This is a genomic window from Streptomyces vietnamensis (assembly GCF_000830005.1).
In the GTDB taxonomy this organism is placed as follows: Bacteria; Actinomycetota; Actinomycetes; order Streptomycetales; family Streptomycetaceae; genus Streptomyces; species Streptomyces vietnamensis.
The window spans coordinates 269,400-285,927 of record NZ_CP010407.1 but is presented as its reverse complement, the minus strand read 5'-3'; the positions used below and the strand labels follow the sequence as shown (position 1 = coordinate 285,927).

The window sequence follows — 16,528 nt, the reverse complement described above, 5'->3', positions numbered from 1 at the left end:
GGCGCGGGCGGGCGGAGGAGCGTGGAAGGCGAGCGGGAAACCGGCCGGTCAGGGGCAGCGACAGGCCGCGCTCGCGACACGGACGAGGTCCACGTGTCGGCGCTGGACGAGGGTGACCGAGCGGTCACGAGGGGGCTGCATGAGCCAGGAGTCTCGCCGAGGCCGACGGGGGCGTCAACGGCGTACAGGCTGGTTGACGCGCGTAGTTCGCATGATCGAAACGCCCCGGACACCCTCGGGAACCGCGTTGCGGCGACCGGCCGCATACGGAGGACAAGCAGTCCCCCATCCCGTTCCGTCCCGTACCTCCGGACTGCGGGGATCCCGGTCTCCGGCCCGGCCGATGGCCGGCCGGACAGACCTCACGCTCTCATGGTCGCGGCGTCGATGACCTCGTCCAAAACCTCGCGGGAACGGACGAGGTCGAGGATCATGCGGTCGATGCGGTCACGCTCGACGGTCAGTTCCTCGACCAGCTCACCGGTGGTGTACTCCGTCGGGCCGCCGTCCACGTCCCGCATGCACGGGAGCAGCATCGCGATCTTCTTGCTGCCCAGGCCCGCCGCGTAGAGGGCCTGGATGCGGATGACGCGGTCGACCGCCCACTCCCCGTAGGCGCGATGACCGCCGGGGGTGCGCTCGGACCGCAACAGGCCCTGCTGCTCGTAGTAACGCAGGGAGCGCTCGCTCACCCCGGAGCGTCGTGCCAGCTCGCCGATCCGCATCGTCCGCTCCGCTCCTACCAGTTCCCACTTGAATCTGACACCGGTGTCAAGTTCTACGGTACCGGCATGACGAACAACGCGGGCGGATCCCGCCTCTTCGAAGCCACCACCCTCGGCCCCCTCGCCCTCCCCAACCGGCTGGTCATGGCCCCGCTGACGCGCAACCGCGCCGACGCCGACGGGGTGCCGACCTCGCTCATGGCCACGTACTACGCGCAGCGCGCCTCCGCCGGCCTGATCATCGCCGAGGCCACCACGCCGAGCGCCGTCGGCCAGACCTACGCCAACATCCCCGCGCTCCACACCTCCGCCCACGTGGCGGGATGGCGCGAGGTCACCGACGCCGTACGGGAAGCCGGCGGGCGGATGTTCGTGCAGATCCAGCACGGTGGGCGGGTCGGCCACCCGGACACCAGCGGTCACGTCCCCGTCGCCCCCTCGCCGGTGGCGCTCCCCGAGGAGATCCACACCGCCGACGGGCGCCGGCCGTCCGTCGTCCCCCGCGAGCTGACGGTCGACGAGATCCGCTCGACCGTGGCCGACTTCGCCGCCGCCGCACGACGGGCCGTGGACGCGGGCTTCGAGGGGGTCGAGGTGCACGCCGCCAACGGCTACCTGATCCACCAGTTCCTCGCGAAGAACACCAACCGGCGCACCGACGCGTACGGCGGTCCGGTCGAGCACCGGATCCGGTTCGCGGTCGAGGTGGTCCAGGCCGTCGCGGACGCGATCGGCCCCGAGCGGGTCGGGGTGCGGATCTCCCCGGGAGTCGGCGTCAACGGCGTCGAGGAGGGCGACACCGACAGCATCTACCCGGCTCTCGTCGCCGCCCTGGCCGACCGGGGCCTCGCCTATCTGCACGTCGTGTTCGCCGACCCGGACCAGCCGCTGTTCCAGGAGATCCGCAAGACCTGGCCGGGCACGCTGATCGCCAACCCCGTCCTCGGGTGGGGAGGACCGCTGCCCGCCGACGGCGGCCGCGGTGCGGGCGAGCGGCTGCTCGCCGCCGGAGCCGACCTGATCTCCCTCGGCCGCAGCTTCCTGGCCAACCCGGACCTCGTCGAACGCCTGCGGACCGGTGCGCCGCTCAACGCCGTACGGGACCAGTACCTGATGTACACGGGCGGGGAGACGGGCTACACCGACTACCCCACCCTCGACGCGCCCGCGCTCGTGGCCTCCTGAGGGCCCTCGGGACGCGCACGCGCCGCCATCCGCCCCACCCTCACCACGCGCGCGCCGGGGGCGACCTGCTCGAACGCCCGCCACGCCGCCCCATGGCCTGCGCCGCCCCGGTCGCCGGGCGCGAACAGCGTGCCGAGCCGACCGCCGCCCGCCCCGCCCCGGACCAGAGGACCCGTACGGCGGCGGAACCACCCGACGACCGACTTGATCGTGGATCTCGCTCAGAACATGGTGTTGTCGTTCTTGGAGGTGGCCGGGACGACCTGGAGGACGTCCCAGTGCTCGACGATCTTTCCGTCGGCGTCGAAGCGGAAGATGTCGATGCCGGCGTACTCCTCGTCGGGCCAGGTCTGGTGGCAGTGCAGGACGACGTGGTCGCCTTCGGCGAAGGCGCGCTTGTACTCGACGCGTTTGCCGGGGTACTCGGCGGCCATGCGCTCGAAGTAGTCGATGAACGCCTGCTTGCCGTCGCCGACGTGCGGGTTGTGCTGGATGTAGGTGTTGCCGACGTACTGGGCGACGGCCTCGGCCGGGCGGCACTGGTTGAACATGAGGTCGTAGAACGCCTTGGCCGTCGCCTTGTTCTTCTCCGGGTCGCTCATGGTGCCACCGTAGGACTGCCGACCGGGCGCGGCACGGTGAACAGGTACAGGAGCCGCTGAGCCATTCGGAGGCAGCGGCAGGCCGTTCGATCGCTTCTGCGGGCATTCCCCGCGCGCGCGTGACTCAGGGTGTCACCACTCCGCCCTGTCGTCACGGTGAGCGACGTCCTTCGACGCCGTGCGCGCCGGGTCCCGGACGCGCGTCCACGCGACCGGCGCCCTCCTCGCCGATGCCCTCGGCCTGCCCCTGATCACCGGCCGCGGACTCGACGGCCCGGAACACGGCGAGACCGTCCACGCCGCCTGCCACCTGCTGCTGCAGATCGCCGCCGAGGCGAGTCCCGCGATCGGGTTCGGCACGGACCACACCGCCCTCACCCGCTTCGAACACCGCCGAGACCGCTACGGGAACGAACGCCGGGTCCTCACCACGCTCAACGACACGGCTCACCTCGCGCCGCCCGCCGACTGAAGCCGAGGAACGTTGCACCGGGGAAGACGGCCGCACCGGCGCCGCGCTCAGCCGGCCTCGCGCACCGGCTCCGTCAACCGCCGCCAGGTCCTCACCAGTTGGCTGAACTCCTTGACCTGGACGAGTACGTGGTCGCGCGCGGCGTTCTCCGCCGTCTCGGCGTCGCCGCGGGCGATGGCGTCGGCGATCGCGCGGTGTTCGGCCAGGGAGCGGCGCATGCGGTCCGGGACGCGCAGTTGCAGTCGGCGGTACGGCTGCAGGGCCCGCTTGAGCGCGTGCGCCTGCCGGCGCAGGTACTCGTTGCCGCAGGAGTCGTAGACGATGCCGTGGAACCGGGCGTTGGCGTAGTAGTAGGGGTCCGCGTCGCCGGCCGCCGCGTGGCTCTCGCATTCGAGCAGGGCGCGTTCGAGCTCGTGCAGCGCCTCCTGGTCGATGCTCCGGGCGGCGAGCCGCGCCGCCATCCCCTCCAGCTCGGCCATGACCTCGAAGCGCTCGGCCAGCTCGGAGACGCTCAGCTCGGTGACGTACGTGCCCTGCTTGGGGCGGATCTGCACGAGTCCGGAGCGCTCCAGGGCCTGGAGCGCCTCCCTGATCGGCGTACGGGAGCAGCCGAACTCCTGCTCCAGGCGTGCGGGATCCAGCCGCTCGCCGGGACGGTAGTGACCGTCCACGACAGCGTTCTCGAGCGCGTCGCGCACGCGCTGGGATTCCGGGATCCGGGCCATGTGCACCTCCGAGCGGTCAGGTTATCCGAGCGGACGGGGCTGGTGCGCGAACCCTGATGTGTCCTACGGTGGCGCTGTTATATATATCGTCCGCCACCATGGATCCTACGCCGTGGCGGCAGCAGAGGCGGGCGAGACCGAAGGCGTACGGAAGGTGCGGACGTGGAACGTCACGACGGCTGGCTGCTGACCGACCTGTTCCAGGCACTGGGACGACGGCGCGGCACGGACACGGCGGCCGGGGAGCGGTCGGCCCCGCCGCCCGACCCCCCGCTGGACCAGCTGCTCGCCGCCTGCGAGGTCCTGATGAGCGACGTGGGCGAGGCCTCGATGCGCGCGGTCGCGGCCAGGGCCCTCGCCGCCTACGACGAGCTCGACGACGACGGCAAGCGGGCCTTCTTCACGCACGTCACCCGGACCTTCGACGTCGACGCCGACCGGGTCCGTACCGCCTTCCGCCGCTGGGAGGAGGCCCGCGCCGCCGGATCCCGCGGAGAGGAGGAGCTGGTCGGGCTCTTCGACGTGGTCGAGCCGGCCCGCCAGCAGCTGCTGCGCCGTATGAACCACGCTCCCGACGCCACGCTCGCCCTGGTCGAGATGCGCGCCGACCTGCGCCGGCTGATGCACCGCCACCCCGAGCTGCGCCCCCTCGACCACGATTTCCACCACCTGCTCACCTCCTGGTTCAACCGGGGCTTCCTGCGCATGGCGGAGGTCACCTGGGACGCGCCGAAGGAACTGCGCCGGCGCCTGATGCAGGGCGAGAGGGTCCACCCGATGGCGAGCGAAGCCGAGCTCCGCCGCCGTCTGGAGCCGGAGGACCGCGCGGTCTACGCGTTCTTCCACCCGGCCACGGGGGAGGTGCCGCTGATCTTCGTGGAGGTGGCCCTGGTGCGCGGTCTGCCGGACCGCATAGCCCCCCTCCTCGAGCCGGGCCCGGCGCTCAGCCCCGCGGACGCGGACACGGCGGCGCTCTACTCGATCAACAACGCCCTGGACGGGCTGGCCGGAGTCTCCTTCGGCAGCTTCCTCATCAAGCAGGTCATCGAGCAGGTGGGCGAGCAACTGCCCCACCTGACGCGGTTCGCCACGCTCTCGCCCCTCCCCGGCTTCCGTCGCTGGCTCGGTGAGCAGGCCGGACAGGACGCCGACCTCGGCCCGCTCGTCCGCGAGCTGGACGCCCTGGAGGGACCCGCGGAGCTCGGCACGGAGGACGTCGAGCGGCTCCGCGCCCGGCTCCTCCCCGCCCTGGCACGGTACGTCGCGGTCGAGCGGCGCGCGGACGGACGCCCCCTCGATCCGGTCGCCCGCTTCCACCTGGGTAACGGAGCCGCCGCCTGGCAGTTGAACTGGCCGGCGAACAGCTCGGCCGAGGCGTGGCGGCAGTCCTATGGCGCGATGATCAACTACCGCTACGAGCCGGGGGAGCTGGAGCGCCGGCACGAGGACTTCGTCCGCCGTGGCACCGTCGCCCTCGGCGGACCACTGCGCGACGCCTTCCCCGAGGCCGTCGCCGCCTCCGCCCCTACCGCTCCGATCGATCGATGAGAGAGGAACACCCCCTCATGGCACCACCCTTCACCACCATCCACCGGTCCTTCGCCGAGCAGGTGGAGCGGCAGCCGGACAAGGCGCTCTTCGAGCTGCCCGACGGCCGGCAGGTCACCTACCGCGAGACGGAGGGGACCGTGGGACGGATCGCCGCCCGGCTCGTCGCCGACGGCGTCACCCCCGGTGACCGGGTCGCCGCGCAGGTGGACAAGTCCCCGGAGGCCATCGCGCTGTACCTGGCGACGCTGCGGATCGGCGGCGTCTTCCTGCCGCTCAACACCGCGTACACCGGCGCGGAGATGGAGTACTTCATCGGCGACGCCCGGCCGCGCGTGCTGGTCTGCTCCCCGGAGCGACGGGCCGACCACGCGCACCGCGAGGGGCGGGACCTCGTCGTCGAGACGCTCGGCACCAAGGGCGACGGCACCCTCCTCGAAGGCGACGGCCGCCACGACGAGGTCGTCGACGCCTCCGCCGACGACCCGGCGGCGATCCTCTACACCTCCGGCACCACCGGACGCTCCAAGGGCGCGGTGCTCACCCACGGCAACCTCGCCTCCAACTGCCGGGCTCTCCTCGAGGCCTGGCGGTTCACCGACCAGGACCGGCTGATCCACGCCCTGCCGATCTTCCACGTCCACGGACTGTTCGTCGCCGCGAACATGACGATCGCGGCCGGTGCCTCCATGCACTACCTGCCGAAGTTCGACGTGGACACGGTCGTGGACCTGCTGCCCCGGGCCACGGTGCTCATGGGCGTGCCGACCTTCTACACCCGGATGGTGAAGCACGACCGGCTCACCCCGGGGACCTGCGCCTCGATGCGGCTGTTCGTCTCCGGCTCGGCCCCGCTGCTCGCGAGCGATCACGAGGCCTTCGAGGCCCGTACGGGACACGCCATCCTGGAGCGCTACGGGATGACCGAGACCGGCATGAACACCACCAACCCGTACGAGGGCGGCCCGCGCAAGCCCGGCACCGTCGGCAAGCCGCTGCCCGGCACCGAGATCCGGGTGGTGGACGGCGAGACCGGTCGGGCATTGCCCGACGGCGAGGTCGGCAGCATCGAGGTCCGCGGCCCCAACGTCTTCAGCGGGTACTGGCAGATGCCCGAGAAGACCGCGTCCGAGTTCCGCGCGGACGGCTTCTTCATCACCGGCGACCTGGGCCGCATCGACGAGGACGGCTACCTCTGCATCGTCGGCCGGGGCAAGGACCTGGTGATCTCCGGCGGCTACAACATCTACCCCAAGGAGATCGAGGAACTGCTCGACGCCCACCCCGCGGTCCTCGAGTCCGCCGTCATCGGTGTCCCGCACCCCGACTTCGGAGAGACGGTCGTGGCCGTCGTCGTCCCGGCCCCGGACCAGGAGCCCACGGAGACCGAACTGCTGGAGTTCGTCGCCGACGACCTCGCCCGGTTCAAGCACCCGCGCGCCGTACGCGTCGTCGAGGCGCTGCCGCGCAACGTGATGGGCAAGGTGCAGAAGGCCGAGCTCCGCAAGCAGTACCAGGACCTGTTCACGGGCTCGAACGCCTGAGCAGTGGCGGGGCCGACAACAGCGGACACGAGGTGAAGGGCTGCCGTGGAGGCGGTCCTTCACCTCTCCTCTCTTCTCCGCGGACCTGACGGCTGTGCCGTCGGTGCGACCGGTGTCATCGGGCGGATCGGCGACGGGCACCGGACCGCGTGACAGGGGGCGGTCCCCAGGGTGCGGGCGGCGCCGAGGAGGATCCGCCGTCCCCGCGCAGGGGAGCTGCCATGGTCATTAGGGCATGGTCGTTAGGGTCGTTCCTGTGACGCACCCTGTACCGGCCACCCGGACCGCCCCCGCCGCCCCGCCCGCGCGCCCTTCCACGCACCCGAGCGTGCCCGCCGACGCGCCCGGTGGGCCGCTGGACGAGCTGGACCGGCGGATCGTCGCCGCCCTGCAGATCGACGGGCGGGCCTCGTGGCGGCGGATCTCGGCGGCCCTGGGGGAGCCCGAGCGGAAGGTGGCGCGGCGCGGGCTGCGGTTGCTGGAGAGCGGGGACGTCGCCGTGCGCGGGCTCGTCATGCGGGGTGAGACGGTGATCCTGCGGATGACGTGCCGGCCGGGCACGGTGCGGGACGCCGCGGTGGCGGCGGCGCGGCGCGCGGACTGCATCTTCTCGTACGCGCTGGCCGGGCCGGTCGACTGCGTGGCCGAGCTGCAGTGTCCGCCGGGCCGGTTGGCGTCGCTGATGCTGGACGAGGTGCCGGCGCTGCCGGGGCTGGTCTCGCAGAGTGTGTCCCCGGTGCTGCGGTACTTCCGCACGGTGCACGAGTGGTCGCCCGGCATCCTGGACGCCGGAGAGGTCGAGGCGCTCGGCGGGCCGCACGGGACCGTGGGAGAACCCGCTCCGCGGGACGTCGAGGTCGGGCCGGAGGAGCTGGCGCTCCTGGGGGCGCTCGCCGAGGACGGGCGACGCACGTACGAGGAGCTGGCGGCCGTGTCCGGGCTCTCCGTGGCGACGGCGCGGCGCCGTGTGGAGACGCTGACGCGGGAAGGCGTCGTGAGCATCCGGGCCGCGGTCGAGCCCGCGCTGCTCGGCCTGCCGGTCGAGGCGCTGCTGTGGATCAAGGTCAGGCCCGACGAGGTCGAGAAGGTGGGCCGGCTGCTCGTCGAGTCGCCGCTGGTGCGGTACGCAGCCGTCGTGATGGGTGAGCATCAGCTCCTGGTCGACGTGACGCAGCCGTCGAAGGCCGCGCTGCACGAGTTCCTCACCGTCTCGCCGTGGGTGCGGCACGTGGAGGCCGTGCAGTCCCATCTGGTCGTCGAGTCCTTCAAGCGCAGTGGTGTCGAATTCCCCGGAGTCGATCGCGAAGCCTCGTAGGGTGACTGAAAAAATCAACCCTGCGGATCTGGTGTCTTAAAAGTTCATAGAGTCTCGGCCATTGACTGAAACAGTCAGCGGCTTCATTGTGGTGCATCACACGCGCCGTACTCCCGGCTCCGACCGGCTCACTGCGGCGACGCTCTCCGTGCCTGCTGCCCAAGGAATGCCATGCCTGTCTCCCCCGGCCCCGTCGCCTCCGGCTCCATCGCGCCCGGCCCTGCCGCATCCGCCACCCCCGACCGGGACGAGATCTGCGCGCTCGACGCCGTCGACCTCGCGACCCGCATCCGCCGCGGCGAACTCTCGGCCCGCGAGGTCGTCCAGGCCCACCTCGACCGCATCGAGCGCCACAACCCGGACGTCAACGCGATCGTCACCCTGGACGCGGAGGGCGCGCTGGCCGCCGCCGCCGACGCCGACGAGCGGCAGGCGCGCGGCGAGGAGCTGGGTCCGCTGCACGGCCTGCCCATCGCCTTCAAGGACACCCACGCCACCCGTGGCATGCGCACCACGCACGGCTCACCGCTGTTCGCCGAGCACGTCCCGCACGAGGACGAGCTCCTCGTACAGCGCATCCAGGACGCGGGCGCCATCCGCATCGGCAAGACCAACGTGCCCGAGTTCGCGGCCGGCTCGCACACCTTCAACCCCGTCTTCGGCGCGACCCGGAACCCGTACGACCTGACGCGCTCGGCGGGCGGCAGCAGCGGCGGGGCCGCGGCCGCGCTCGCCGCCGGGTTCCAGCCGCTCGCCGACGGCAGCGACATGGGCGGCTCGCTGCGCAACCCGGCGTCCTTCTGCAACGTCGTCGGCCTGCGCCCCACCCCCGGCCGCGTCCCCTCGCACCCCACCGGCAACCTGTGGGACACCATGGGCGTCGCCGGGCCCATGGGCCGCACCGTCGCCGACACCGCGCTGCTGCTGTCCGTGATGGCCGGACCCGACCCGCGTATCCCGATCTCCCTGGACGAGCCGGGCGCCGGCTTCCGCGCACCGCTCGGCCGGGACATCGCCGGCCTGCGCGTCGCCTTCGCCCCCGACCTCGGCGGCCGGGTCCCCGTCGACCGCGACGTCCGCGACGTCATCGAGCGCCAGGCCCAGGTCTTCGAGGACCTCGGCTGCGCCGTCACCGAGGACTGCCCCGACCTGGACGGCGCCGAGGACGTGTTCCGCACGCTGCGCGCCCAGGAGTTCCACCACGGTCTCGGCGCGCTGCTCGACAGCGACCGGGCCTCCCTGAAGTCCAGCCTCGTCTGGAACATCGAGGAGGGACGGCGCCTGACCGGCGCCGACCTCGTCCGCGCCCGCACCGGGCACGCCCGCATCCACCTCGCCGCCACCGCCTTCTTCCAGCGGTACGACGTTCTGATCGCCCCGGTCAGCCAGGTCGCCCCGTTCGCCGTCGAGTCGGAGTACCCCACCGACATCGACGGGGAGCCGCAGCACACCTACCTCGACTGGATGCGCTCCGCGTACTTCGTCACCGTCCTGGGCTCACCCGCCCTCTCCGTCCCCGCCGGTTTCACCGGCCGGGGGTCCGGGGGTCGCCCCCCGGGGGAACACAGCACCCCTGCCGGGCTTCCCGTCGGCCTCCAGATCGTGGGCCCGCCCCGCGCCGAGAGGACCGTGCTCGAGACCGGTGCCGCCTACGAGGCCGCCACCGGGCACGGACGCCGTCGCCCCTCCCTCCCGTAGCCGTATGGAGCCCCGATGAGATCACCGCACGTGCTCTGGGCCGTCGTGCCCGTAGCGGCTTTCCTCAGTACCCCCTTCCTGCCCTTCGTCAACGGCCCGCACCTCTGGTTCGGCATCCCCTCCGTCCTCGCCTGGTGCCTGCTGTGGACGGCCGGCACCACGGCGGCGCTCGTGCTCGTCGAGCACTTCACCCACCACACGGACGACGACGAGAACGACCGCGAGGCGAACGACAGCCACGAGGAGGCCGTCGCGTGAACACCACCATGGCCATCACCCTGATCGGCATCGTCACCATCGCCGTCGTCGGCGTCACCGGGCGCCGGCCCGGCCGCGGAGAATTCGGCGAATGGACCGTGGGGAAGCGCAGGTTCTCCACCTTCACCACCTGGTTCCTCCAGGCAGGCGAAGCCTTCACCACCTTCAGCTTCCTCGGCCTCGCCGGCATCGCCTTCGGCGGAGGCGTCGCCGCGGCCTTCGCGCTCTGCTACCTCTCGATCAACTTCATCCTGCAGTACTTCACCGCGCCCCGCATGCGCGAACTGGGCCGCAAGGGCGGCTATCTGACGCAGGCCGACTACTTCGCCGACCGCTACCGCAGCCCCCTGCTCGGCAAGGTCGTCGCCGTCGTCGGCGCCGTCTTCCTGCTGCCGTACCTCCAGCTCCAGATCACCGGCCTCGGCCTGATCGTGCAGCTCGCCACCGGCAGCCGCACCGGCGGCAACCTGAGCATGGTGCTCGCCACCGTCCTCACCGTCGCCTTCGTCCTGTGGTCCGGCATCCGCGGCATCGCCCGCGTCGCCTACCTCAAGGACGCCCTGATGATCATCGGGCTCGTGGTCCTGATCGCCGGCGTGGCACTGTCCGTGAACGGCGGCATCGGCGGCCTCTTCGAGACCGTGCGGGACGCCCACCCGAACCTCCTGACGTTCCACCAGGAGGGCTACGACGCCACCTTCTTCGTCACCGCCGTCATCATCTCCGGCCTCGGCGGCGGACTCGGCACCCTGCCCCACCTGTGGCCGCCGGTCCTCGCCGCCGGCAGCGGCCGCGCCCTGCGCCAGAACGCGATCTGGCTGCCGCTCTACCAGATCGCCCTCGGCATCCCCGTCATCGTCGGCTTCGCCGGAATCCTGCTGGTCAAGCAGGGCTCGGCCCCGAACGCCGTCGCCCTGACCCTCGCCGGCCAGACCCTCCCCGGCTGGCTCGTCGGCGTCGTCGCGGTCGCCGCCGCCTCCGCGGCCATGGTGCCGTCCGCCGCCATCGTCGTCGGCATCTCCAGCCTGCTGTCCCGCAACCTGCTCAGCGCCGGCAACGAACGCGCCCAGCTGCGCACCAACCACGTGTGCGTGATCGGGGCCGCGACGCTCGCCCTCGTCCTCGGCCTCACCCGCCCCGGACTCCTGTCCGACCTCCTCCTGCTCACCTACGGAGGCCTCACCCAGCTCGCCCCGGCGATCGTCATGGGTCTGGCGAAGAAGGTCCGCCTGGACGCCGTGCCCGCACTGCTCGGCATCCTGACCGGCGTCGGCGTCCTGATCTGGCTCACCTTCGGCGGCGTGGACGTCGGCACCTTCGACACCGGACTCATCGCCCTCGTCCTGAATATGGCCGTCACCGCCGTCGCCCAGCTGGTGGTGCGGTCCCGCTCCACCGCCCCGGTCCCGGCCGAGGCCAACTGACCGACCGCCGGGCCGCGCGCCGGGGGCCGCGCGGCCCGGCGGTGGGCGTCTCAACTGTGAGGCGTCCGCCCGCAGAAGGACGGGCCGGTCGCGCTCGCCGGGGGATCGGGCCGGCCGCATCACCGCACCGTCGCTCGCGAAGCCGAGGGCGCACGTGGCCGGTCCCCGGCCGGGAGCGGCCAGACCGGAAGCCTGACCGGGAACTCGGGCGAGCCCTTCGTCAGCGCGGGCCCGGGCTCAGGGGGTATTGCGGCGGAGTGCGCCCGCCGACCTGCCGGAACGCCTTGCCGTCGCTGTAGTGCTGTTCCCGCCGATCGCGGGTCGTGTACGTCGACGTGTCGCTCCTCGTGCGTAGGTGCGGTGGTCATCAGGGGCGTGGTGCGGTGCGGAGCCGGGCCAGGGTGCGGCAGCCGCGCTCCACCAGCTCGGGGTCGCCGTGGGCGGCGCCGTAGGAGATGCCGGAGACGGCATCCAGGACGGACAGGATCCTGAAGTGGGCTTCTTCCGCCGGGGTGAAGGGACGGCCGTAGCCGTCCATCACGGCTTCCAGGAGGTCGGGACGGCCGTGCCACGCATCGGAGAGCCGCACGAAGTCCCGTACCGCCGGTCCTTCTTCCGACCGTTCGAAATCGATCACATACAGGGCGTCGGCGTCCTCGTCCCAGCGCAGATTGCGCAGCTGGAAGTCGCCGTGTGTGGACACCACGTCCAAGGCGGGCAGGTCGGCGGCCTTCTCGGCTGTGGCACGGACGAACTCTTCGTCCCCGGGCGCGAGATGAGGCCGGGCCCCGTCCAGGTGCCGCTCCAGCTTCCCCACGGGCAGCGTGTCGCCGGCCGGCCGGGGCTGAGCGCCGCGATGGACGGCCGCCGCGAGTCGTCCGATGCGGTGGAAGATCCTGCGCTGCTTCTCGGGTGGGTGGGTGGCGCCGTGCAGGGATCGGCCTCCGACCGCGGTGAGCACCACGGCCCGCAGCGATGCATCGGAGGCCACCAGGCGTGGCGCGGCCGCGCCCAGCGAGGGGACCCAGCTACGGAGGGCCGTCACCTCACGCCGGTGGAAGCGGTCGTTCTGGTGGATCTTGACGTACCAGGTGCCGCCCTCGGCACCACGCGCTTGCCATACGCGGCTTTCCTCGCGGGCCCAGGAAACGTCCGTCCAGCCGGCGATGCGGCCCACCGCCCGCTCGGCGAAGGCGCGCACCGCCTCCTCCGGGGCGGCGTCGCGGATGCCGTGGCCGGGGACCGGGACCAGCCGGTCGACGGCCGGGTCGTGGGCGATCGGGTCACCGGGATCCTGGAAATGCAGCGCGACCGGCGCGCCGGCCCGGTAGGCGTCGAGACCGGCCCGGCAGTAGGCGACCATCGGCTCCGGCAGGCCGTCGAGCGGGAACCACCCGACCGCGTCGCACTTGTCCGGTTCGATCACCTGCGGTGTGCCGTGCCAGCGGCGGACCTCGAAGAAGAAGCCGACCCTCTCCTGTCCGCCCGGGGGCCGGTGGTGCACCGTGACGGCCGCGCGGACATCGGCCGGATCCACGACGAGCCCGGTCTCCTCCAGCGTCTCGCGTACGACGGCGGCGACGACGGTCTCCCGCTCCACGTGCCCCGACGGCGCGTGCCACAGGCCCGCCGCGTACACATCACCGGCCCGCCGGGACAGCAGTACCTCCGGGCCCTGTTCCCCGTCGCGGACGGCGAGCAGGTGTACGTCCACCGGCACGGTGTGCCGCCCGCCGCTCACGCGTCGTCTCCCGGACGCCGGGCGAGCAGCACGGTGAACACCGCGTCCTCGACGAGCCCGCCGCGCTGCTCCCACGGTTGCCGGGCCTCGGCTTCGAAGCGGGCATGGCCGTCGCCGAAGAGGGCCGGGCGGGCGCTCACGCGTCCCCCAGCGGTACCCGCGGTGCAGCGGCATCAGCCGGCAGCGACCAGCTCAGCGCATTCGGCCCCGTACCGGAGGTGACGGACTGGATCCCGGTGCCGTCGGAGAGGTCGACCCGGTACGTCTCCGGGCGGTCGGCCCGTACCCAGCGGACGTACAGGTCCTCGAGTTCGGCCCACACGTCCCGCGGTCCGTGGACGCGGACGGTCGCGTCGTCGGGACCGGCCACGGCCCAGGAGTCGTCCTCGGGGGCGACGATCGTCATCGTCTCCGCCTGGAAGTCCCGCACGAGGCCGGGAGCGAGGTAGGCGGCGGCGACCCAGAAGCCGTACGCGTCGTCCGGTGGCGGCGCGAGCCGGGTGGGCCGCGCCGTGCCCGGGTACGCCTTGATCCGCGCGCGGTGATCCAGGGCGGTCAGCCACCGGTATCCCAGCATCGGCCGGTACCCGCTCGGCCGGCCCCGCAGGACGGCTTCGATCCGGCCGGTGGCGGTGCGGGTGACGAGGAGCTGTCCGGGCCAGCTCGGCGTACGGGTCGCGAGCGTGGTCAGCAGCCGTCCCCCGGGCGCGAGTTGCTCCACCCAGGCCGACGGGACGCACGGCACCCCGATGCCGGAGTGGATCCGGTCGTACGGGGCCCGGTTCTCGTGTCCTTCGAGCGCGTCCCCCTCGACCACCGCCGCGTCGACGCCGAGGCGGTCGAGGTTCCTCTGTGCGAAGGCCGCCATGTGTCCGTCCCGCTCCACACCGGTGGCGCGTCCGGCGCCGGTGACGGTGGCGGCGAGCGCGAGGGAGGTTCCCGGCCCGGGCCCGAGCTCCAGATAGCGGTGGCCCGGTTCGAGGCCGAGGGCCTGGAGGGCTTCGACGGTGGCGGGGACGAAAGTGGACATGGAGGTCATGTGGCCGCCGGTCACCGGGCCGCGGGCGAGAGCGTCGAGGGGCTCGCCGTCGCGCTGGAGCAGGATCGACGCGTCGCCGTGGACCAGGTCGAGCCACTCTTCACGGTCGTCGGGGTGGGAGCCGTCGAGGAGGCGCCAGTCGATCGGATCCGCGCCGGGGCCGCTGACCCGGACGTAGGCGTGGGGGAGGAGCGTCTCGCGGCGCACGTGGAGCAGGGCGTCGCGCAGCAGGGGGTCGGTCAGGGTTCCCGTGGAGGTGAGGCGGTCGACCATGGCGGCACGACGACTGCTCGTCGCGCCGGGCTGGAGATCAAGGGACATACGGGTTGTCCTTCGTGGGTGACGGGGCGGTCGCGGGCGTGGTGGTCGGGCCAGGGTGTGTACGAGGTGACCGAGGTCCCGGTAGGGGCTGCGCCAGGAGGCGGCCCATTCCAGCTCAAGGGCCGCCTCGTACGCGGCCCTTCCCGGCGCCCAGGTGTCGTCGAGGTGGTCGTGGAAGATCCGTACGCCCTGCCAGGCCAGCGGCGTGAACCCGTGCCCGGCCGCCAGTTGGTCGAGGGTTTCGGCGGTGTCGCCGCGGGTCTCCAGGCCGAGGTTGCCGGGGCTCCTGTCCGCTTCGGACTCGATGAGCCGGCGCGCGTTCTCGTAGTCACCGGCCAGGGCCTCGCGTACACCGATGGCCCGGCGGTTCTTGGCGAGGATGCTCAGCAGGCCTCCGGGCGCGACCCGTTCGGTCAGCCGGGCGAGCGCCTCACCGGGTTCGTCCAGGTACATCAGCACGCCGTGGCAGCAGACCGCGTCGAACACCTCACGGCCGAAGGAGAGCCCGTCGATGCCGGCCTCCACCAGCTCCACGCGCCCCCGGAGGCCGGGCAGGGCCGCCAGGCGGCCGGCCGCAACGGCCAGCATGCGGGGGTCCGGGTCGACGCCGGTCACCTGGTGCCCGGCGGCGGCGAGCCGGATCGTCATCTCGCCGGTCCCGCAGCCCACGTCCAGGATCCGTACGGGTGACGCGGGCAGTTCGGCGTGCAGGCGGCGCTCGACGAGGTCGTGGCGCAGTCGGCCCCGGGCGCTGTCGGAATGCTCGGCGTAGGCGGCGCCGACGGCAGAGAAGCCGGTCACCGTGACCACCCCATTTCCGTATAGGGGCGGCCGGCCCGGATCCCCTCGATCGCCGCGCGGGTGTAGGGGACGATCGCGTCCGGGAGGCCGTCGATGTCCCAGTACTGCCAGGCGACGGTCTTGTCCGGCTCCCGGAGCTCGGGTGTGCCCTTCCACGCACGTGCGTGGAAGAAGAGCTGGATCCTGGGCCGGTCACCGGGTCGGTCGACCGCGTGCACCGTGTGGACGAGGGTGAGGTCGTCCGCGCTGATGACCAGCCCCGCCTCCTCGTGGGCCTCGCGCACCAGGCATGCGGTCGCCGCCTCGTGCTCACAGTGACCCGCGAGAACGTGCCACATCCCGCCCGCGTAAGCCGAGTCGGGATGGCGTCGGCCCAGCAGGACCTTGCCGTCCTGTTCGAGGACGAGGTGGACGCCGACGATGTGGGGCTCGGTGCCAGGGGGCACCGTCGCGGTCACGGTCTTCGCCGGCCGGTGGCCGGCGTCGGCGTCGGCGGCAGGGTGCTCGGTGGCGTGCCGTTCGAGCAGCATCCGGGTGGAGGGGAGCATGGTCAGGTACGGCAGCTGCTCAAGACTTCGCCAGGCGAGGAGTTGGCCTTCGGTCACCGTCAGCGTGCCGGGGTCACCGCTCCACTCGCCGGTGAACAGCTGAACGGGGACGAGGGTCCCGTCCGTGCCGGTCACATGGCCGACCGCGTACGGCTGGAGGCCGGGGACCTCCAGACCGGCCTCTTCCCGCAGCTCGCGGACCACCGTGTCGAACAGGCTCGTGTCATCCGGCTCCCGGCCGCCGCCGAGCAGGTCCCAGCATCCCGGCGCCCAGATGCCGGGCTTCACGTCCCTCAGGTGCAACAGGTAACGGCCCTGACCGTCGTGGATCACCGCACTGGCGTTCACGGGCGTGACCGGGCCGTCCAGGGCGGCGTCGAGGACGACGCCGCTGCACGTGATGCGGCCGGGCGGCGCGGCACGGCTCGTCGGGTCCGCTTCCGCGTCCAGCGCCGTGAGGGGGCCGGAGAGCGCGTCGCGCTCGCCGGGGTGCCGGCCGAGGTACTCGCCGACCGTGGACCGCAGGTGGTCGCGGGACGGGCGCATGTCAGTACCTCACCAAGGTCGAGACGAACGTCAGAA

16 protein-coding genes are annotated in these 16,528 nt (G+C 72.4%); 8 read left to right on the top strand and 8 right to left on the bottom strand.

Annotation, left to right across the window (positions count from 1 at the left end):
* Positions 1 to 48: 48 nt before the first annotated feature.
* Complete coding sequence (locus tag SVTN_RS46510) at positions 49 to 141, bottom strand: putative leader peptide (protein WP_364289753.1); 93 nt, start codon at positions 139 to 141, stop codon at positions 49 to 51.
* Between the two features lie 221 nt (positions 142 to 362).
* Entirely contained in the window at positions 363 to 725 is a 363-nt protein-coding gene (locus tag SVTN_RS01370; protein ID WP_041127433.1) for a MerR family transcriptional regulator, read from the bottom strand.
* 66 nt (positions 726 to 791) lie between these two features.
* Between SVTN_RS01370 and SVTN_RS01365 the strand changes: the two genes are divergently transcribed.
* A complete protein-coding gene (locus SVTN_RS01365; protein ID WP_041127432.1) occupies positions 792 to 1,910 on the top strand; it encodes an alkene reductase in 1,119 nt (372 codons plus the stop codon).
* Positions 1,911 to 2,131: 221 nt separating this feature from the next.
* Here the strand turns inward: SVTN_RS01365 and SVTN_RS01360 are convergent, their stop codons facing one another.
* Entirely contained in the window at positions 2,132 to 2,512 is a 381-nt protein-coding gene (locus SVTN_RS01360; protein ID WP_041127431.1) for a nuclear transport factor 2 family protein, read from the bottom strand.
* Positions 2,513 to 2,690: 178 nt separating this feature from the next.
* On the opposite strand from SVTN_RS01360, the gene SVTN_RS01355 reads away from it, so the two are divergent.
* The gene (locus SVTN_RS01355; RefSeq protein WP_041127430.1) at positions 2,691 to 2,984 is read left to right on the top strand and encodes a hypothetical protein; all 294 of its coding nucleotides are present in this window, start codon (positions 2,691 to 2,693) and stop codon (positions 2,982 to 2,984) included.
* Between the two features lie 47 nt (positions 2,985 to 3,031).
* On the opposite strand, the gene SVTN_RS01350 is transcribed toward SVTN_RS01355, so the two are convergent.
* Positions 3,032 to 3,709: a GntR family transcriptional regulator gene (locus tag SVTN_RS01350; RefSeq protein ID WP_041127429.1), complete on the bottom strand. Its 678-nt coding sequence runs from the start codon at positions 3,707 to 3,709 to the stop codon at positions 3,032 to 3,034.
* 162 nt (positions 3,710 to 3,871) lie between these two features.
* Between SVTN_RS01350 and SVTN_RS01345 the strand changes: the two genes are divergently transcribed.
* The 6 genes from SVTN_RS01345 to SVTN_RS01320 all read left to right on the top strand — a co-directional run bounded on the left by SVTN_RS01345 (position 3,872) and on the right by SVTN_RS01320 (position 11,496).
* Positions 3,872 to 5,257 (top strand): malonyl-CoA decarboxylase domain-containing protein, encoded by a 1,386-nt coding sequence (locus tag SVTN_RS01345; RefSeq protein ID WP_052498846.1) that lies wholly within the window; start codon positions 3,872 to 3,874, stop codon positions 5,255 to 5,257.
* 17 nt (positions 5,258 to 5,274) lie between these two features.
* Positions 5,275 to 6,801: an AMP-binding protein gene (locus SVTN_RS01340; protein ID WP_041127428.1), complete on the top strand. Its 1,527-nt coding sequence runs from the start codon at positions 5,275 to 5,277 to the stop codon at positions 6,799 to 6,801.
* A gap of 256 nt (positions 6,802 to 7,057) precedes the next feature.
* Entirely contained in the window at positions 7,058 to 8,116 is a 1,059-nt protein-coding gene (locus SVTN_RS01335) for an Lrp/AsnC family transcriptional regulator (RefSeq protein ID WP_245727412.1), read from the top strand.
* Positions 8,117 to 8,287: 171 nt separating this feature from the next.
* A complete protein-coding gene (locus SVTN_RS01330) occupies positions 8,288 to 9,814 on the top strand; it encodes an amidase (RefSeq protein WP_078908133.1) in 1,527 nt (508 codons plus the stop codon).
* A 15-nt stretch (positions 9,815 to 9,829) separates the two neighbouring features.
* The gene (locus tag SVTN_RS01325; RefSeq protein WP_041127427.1) at positions 9,830 to 10,072 is read left to right on the top strand and encodes a hypothetical protein; all 243 of its coding nucleotides are present in this window, start codon (positions 9,830 to 9,832) and stop codon (positions 10,070 to 10,072) included.
* A complete protein-coding gene (locus tag SVTN_RS01320; protein ID WP_099055151.1) occupies positions 10,069 to 11,496 on the top strand; it encodes a sodium:solute symporter family protein in 1,428 nt (475 codons plus the stop codon). Before SVTN_RS01325 ends, SVTN_RS01320 begins: the two co-directional genes overlap by 4 nt.
* 367 nt (positions 11,497 to 11,863) lie before the next feature.
* Here the strand turns inward: SVTN_RS01320 and SVTN_RS01315 are convergent, their stop codons facing one another.
* From SVTN_RS01315 to SVTN_RS01300, 4 genes are read right to left on the bottom strand one after another with little or no spacing between them, the layout of a single operon-like run.
* Complete coding sequence (locus SVTN_RS01315; RefSeq protein ID WP_041127426.1) at positions 11,864 to 13,237, bottom strand: phosphotransferase; 1,374 nt, start codon at positions 13,235 to 13,237, stop codon at positions 11,864 to 11,866.
* Positions 13,234 to 13,377 (bottom strand): hypothetical protein, encoded by a 144-nt coding sequence (locus SVTN_RS45265; protein ID WP_245727411.1) that lies wholly within the window; start codon positions 13,375 to 13,377, stop codon positions 13,234 to 13,236. Before SVTN_RS45265 ends, SVTN_RS01315 begins: the two co-directional genes overlap by 4 nt.
* Positions 13,374 to 15,398 carry a methyltransferase domain-containing protein gene (locus SVTN_RS45260; RefSeq protein ID WP_078908702.1) on the bottom strand — a complete coding sequence of 675 codons (2,025 nt, stop codon included), beginning with the start codon at positions 15,396 to 15,398 and terminating at the stop codon, positions 13,374 to 13,376. Before SVTN_RS45260 ends, SVTN_RS45265 begins: the two co-directional genes overlap by 4 nt.
* Positions 15,395 to 16,492 carry an NUDIX hydrolase gene (locus SVTN_RS01300; RefSeq protein WP_078908131.1) on the bottom strand — a complete coding sequence of 366 codons (1,098 nt, stop codon included), beginning with the start codon at positions 16,490 to 16,492 and terminating at the stop codon, positions 15,395 to 15,397. The genes SVTN_RS45260 and SVTN_RS01300 overlap by 4 nt, the downstream gene beginning before the upstream one ends.
* Between the last annotated feature and the right edge of the window lie 36 nt (positions 16,493 to 16,528).

Bases quoted from the DNA above. Each gene is read 5' to 3' on its own strand.
- SVTN_RS01330 (WP_078908133.1), top strand. From the start codon at position 8,288: ATGCCTGTCTCCCCCGGCCCCGTCGCCTCCGGCTCCATCGCGCCCGGC.
- SVTN_RS01300 (WP_078908131.1), bottom strand. From the start codon at position 16,492: ATGCGCCCGTCCCGCGACCACCTGCGGTCCACGGTCGGCGAGTACCTC.
- SVTN_RS01365 (WP_041127432.1), top strand. From the start codon at position 792: ATGACGAACAACGCGGGCGGATCCCGCCTCTTCGAAGCCACCACCCTC.
- SVTN_RS01325 (WP_041127427.1), top strand. From the start codon at position 9,830: ATGAGATCACCGCACGTGCTCTGGGCCGTCGTGCCCGTAGCGGCTTTC.
- SVTN_RS01340 (WP_041127428.1), top strand. From the start codon at position 5,275: ATGGCACCACCCTTCACCACCATCCACCGGTCCTTCGCCGAGCAGGTG.
- SVTN_RS01350 (WP_041127429.1), bottom strand. From the start codon at position 3,709: ATGGCCCGGATCCCGGAATCCCAGCGCGTGCGCGACGCGCTCGAGAAC.
- SVTN_RS01370 (WP_041127433.1), bottom strand. From the start codon at position 725: ATGCGGATCGGCGAGCTGGCACGACGCTCCGGGGTGAGCGAGCGCTCC.
- SVTN_RS01360 (WP_041127431.1), bottom strand. From the start codon at position 2,512: ATGAGCGACCCGGAGAAGAACAAGGCGACGGCCAAGGCGTTCTACGAC.
- SVTN_RS46510 (WP_364289753.1), bottom strand. From the start codon at position 141: ATGCAGCCCCCTCGTGACCGCTCGGTCACCCTCGTCCAGCGCCGACAC.